This is a genomic window from Kitasatospora sp. NPDC097605, from assembly GCF_040302725.1.
In the GTDB taxonomy this organism is placed as follows: domain Bacteria; phylum Actinomycetota; class Actinomycetes; order Streptomycetales; family Streptomycetaceae; genus Kitasatospora.
This window is the reverse complement of sequence record NZ_JBEOSF010000082.1, coordinates 1-3,813: the sequence shown is the minus strand read 5'-3', so window position 1 is coordinate 3,813 and position 3,813 is coordinate 1. Positions and strand designations below refer to the sequence as shown.

Sequence of the window (3,813 nt, the reverse complement as noted above, 5' to 3'; positions counted from 1 at the left end):
CCCGGGGCGGCGTCACCGGCCAGCAGCGCGCCCAGCCGCTCGGCCTGGCCGCGCAGCGACGCGGCACTGCGCGCCGACACCACCAGCGGCACCACCCCCGAACCCAGGACGGACGCCTGCTCCTCGACGGCGGCCGGCTCCTCCGCCGGGGCCTGCTCCAGCACGATGTGGGCGTTGGTGCCGCTCACGCCGAAGGAGGACACGCCGGCCCGCCGGGGCTCCTCGCCCTGCGGCCACGGCCGGGCCTCCGTCAGCAGCCGCACCGCGCCGGACTCCCAGTCCACCTTCCGCGACGGCTCGTCCACGTGCAGGGTGCGCGGCAGCACCCCGTTGCGCAGGGCCATCACCATCTTGATGACCCCGGCCACCCCGGACGCGGCCTGGGCGTGCCCGAGGTTCGACTTGACCGAGCCCAGCCAGAGCGGCCGCTCCTCCGGCCGCCCCTGGCCGTAGGTGGCGAGCAGCGCGCCGGCCTCGATCGGGTCGCCGAGTGTGGTTCCGGTGCCGTGCGCCTCCATCAGGTCGACCTGCTCCGGCTTGAGCCGGGCGTTGGCCAGCGCGGCGCGGATCACCCGCTGCTGAGCGGGACCGTTGGGCGCGCTCAACCCGTTGCTGGCGCCGTCCTGGTTGATCGCGCTGCCCCGGACGACGGCGAGCACCGGGTGACCGTTGCGCCGGGCGTCCGACAGCCGCTCCAGCAGCAGCACCCCGACGCCCTCGCCGAGGCCCATGCCGTCGGCGTCCTCGCTGAACGCCTTGCAGCGGCCGTCCAGCGCCAGGCCGCGCTGGCGGCTGAAGCCGACCAGGCCGAGCGGGTCGGCCATGATCGCCGCGCCGCCGACCATCGCCATGGCGCAGTCGCCCTGCCGCAGCGACTGGACGGCGAGGTGCAGCGCCACCAGGGAGGACGAGCAGGCGGTGTCGACCGTGACGGCCGGCCCCTCCAGACCGAGGGTGTAGGAGACGCGGCCGGAGATGACACTGGTCGACATGCCGGTGACCAGGTGGCCCTGCACCCCGTCGGGCACGTTCTGGTAGTCGATGCCCCAGCCCTGGTACGCCGCGCCGACGAAGAGGCCGACCTTGTTGCCGTGCAGCGCCGAGGGGTCGATGCCGGCCCGCTCGAAGGCCTCCCAGGACGTTTCCAGCAGCAGCCGTTGCTGCGGGTCCATGGCGGCGGCCTCGCGCGGCGAGATGCCGAAGAACGCCGGGTCGAAGCGGTCGGCGTCGTGCAGGAAGCCGCCCTCGGTCGTGTAGACCTTGCCCTGTACGTCCGGGTCCGCGTCATAGAGGCCGTCCAGGTCCCAGCCGCGGTTGACGGGGAACCCGGAGATGGCGTCCCGCTCCTCGGCGACCAGGTTCCACAGCTCCTCGGGCGAACCGACCCCGGGGTAGCGGCAGCTCATGGCGACGATGCCGATCGGTTCCCGGGACGCCGCCGTGAGCTGCTGGTTGGCCCGCCGCAGCCGCTCGGTCTCCTTCAGGGACTCGCGCAGCGCTCCCACGAGTTTGTCGTCGGCGCTCGTCATCATCTGCTCCGCTCTTCGCGTCGTCTCTGAGGTCACTTGTTGTCGTACGCCATGCGGATCAGCCCATCGACGTCCAGATCGTCGATGGCATCCGCGGAGTCGCCGTCGCCGGGCACCGCGGCGGATTCGGTGTCGGGCGACTGGGCCAGCCTGCGCAGTTCGTCGAGCAGCCCGGACTCCTGGAGCCGGGACAGCGGAATGGAGTCCAGCAGCTCCCGGACCTCCGCCTCGGCGGGGTCGGCCGGGGCCGGGCGCCCCTGGTCGGGGAAGAGCGCGGCCCCGATGTGGTCGGCCAGCGCGCGGGCCCGCGGGTAGTCGAACACCACCGTGACGGGCAGCCGCAGCCCGGTCGCCGCGCTCAGCCGGTTGCGGAGGTCGACGGCGCTCAGCGAGTCGAACCCGAGCTCCCGGAAGGCCCGTGACTCGTCGACGGCCGCCGGGCCGGGGTAGCCGAGCACCGAGGCGATCTGGGTGCACACCAGCTCGGAGATGGCGCGCCGGCGCTCCTCGGCGGAGAGCCCGGTCAGCCGCAGCCGCACCGAGGAGTCGTCGTCCCCGGGCTCGGCCGGCGCGGCCTCGGTGGCCAGGATCCTGGCGACCTCCGGCACCCCGCCGAGCAGCGGGCTGGGCCGCGCGGAGGTGAACACCGGCACGAACCGCTCCCAGTCGACGTCCGCGACGACCACCACGGTCTCGTCGTGGTCCAGCACCCGCTGGAAGGCGTCGATCGCCAGCTTGGGCGACATGAACGGGATGCCGCGGCCGCGCAGCTGCTCCTCGGCGAGGTTGGCGGCCATGCCGCCGCCGTCCTCCGGGCTCCAGATGCCCCAGACCACCGAGGTGGCGGCGAGGCCCCGGGCCCGGCGCCGCTCGGCCAGGCCGTCGAGGTACGCGTTGGCCGCCGCGTACGCGCCGTGGTCCCCGCTGCCCCAGACCGCGGAGATCGAGGAGAACAGCACGAAGGCGTCCAGCGTGGCGCGGTCGAACACCGCGTCCAGGTTGGCCGCGCCGACGATCTTCGCGTGGGCGGTGTCGGAGAACTCCAGCAGGTCGGTGTCGGCGAGCGGCACCAGTACGCCCGCACCGGCGATGTGCATCACGGTGCGGATCGGCGAGCCGCCGGCCTCCACCTGCCGGACCAGCGCGCGCAGGGCGTCGAGGTCCGTGACATCGCAGGCGGCGAGGGTGACGCGGGCGCCGAGCCCGGTGAGTTCGGCCTCCAGTTCCCGCGCGCCGGGGGCCTCCGCCCCGCTGCGGCTGGTGAGGACCAGGTGTTCCGCGCCGTTGCGGGCCAGCCACCGGGCCGTCTGGCTGCCGATGCCGCCGGTGCCGCCGGTGATCAGGACGGTGCCCCGGGGCTTCCAGGCCGGGACGGGGTCCGCCGAGGCCGGCGAGGAACGGACCAGCCGGCGGACCAGGAGCCGGGTGCCGCGCACGGCGAGCTGGTCCTCGTCGTCGGGACCGGCCAGCGCGGCGCACAGCAGCGTGGCGGCGCGGCGGTCCAGGGCTTCCGGGAGGTCGACCATGCCGCCCCAGCGCTGCGGGTGTTCGAGCGCGGCGACCCGTCCCAGACCCCACACGGCGGCCTGCACCGGGTCGACCGGCTGATCGGTCCCGGCGGTCCCGGCCGGTGCGGTGGTGACGGCGCCGCGGGTGGCGAGCCAGAGGGGCGCGTCGATGCCGGCCTCGCCGAGGGCCTGGACCAGCGTCAGGGTCAGGCCGAGCCCGGCCGGCAGTTCCGGGCAACCCGGGTGCCCGCCCTCGGTCAGGGCCAGCAGGGAGAGCACCCCGGCGGGGGCCGCGCCGCCCAGCGTCTCGCGCAGCTGCGAGACGAGCGTCTCGCGGTCGGCGTCGGCCGGCTTCACCTCCAGGGGCAGCACGTTCACGCCCTGCTCACGCAGTGCCTCGACCACCTGCTGCGCCTCGGGGACGCCGGCGGGGACCACGACCGGCCAGGTGCCCTGCGGCACGGCGGTCTTCGGGTCGGCCAGGGGCATCCAGGTGATGCGGTAGCGCCAGGAGTCGGTGACGGCCTGTTCGCGGCTGCGGCGTCGCCAGGAGGCGAGGGACGGCAGCAGGGAGTGCAGGGTCTCGGGGGCGTCGAGTTCGAGGGCGGTGACGAGGGAGTCGAGGTCCTCGCGTTCGACGGCCTCCCAGAAGGCGCTTTCCACCGGGTCAGTGCCAGGCGCGGCGGCCGTGGTGGCGGTCCCGGATTCCAGCCAGTAGCGGCGGCGGTCGAAGGCGTAGGTGGGCAGGTCGACCCGGTGGCGGGTGTTGGATGCGA

2 protein-coding genes are annotated in these 3,813 nt (G+C 74.7%); both read right to left on the bottom strand.

Annotation, left to right across the window (positions count from 1 at the left end):
• On the bottom strand, window positions 1-1,529 hold a 1,529-nt coding region (locus tag ABTX81_RS39390), incomplete at its 3' end, for a type I polyketide synthase (protein WP_350555747.1).
• Between the two features lie 32 nt (window positions 1,530-1,561).
• Window positions 1,562-3,813, bottom strand: a 2,252-nt coding sequence (locus ABTX81_RS39385; protein WP_350555745.1) for an SDR family NAD(P)-dependent oxidoreductase, incomplete at its 5' end; no start/stop codon positions are given.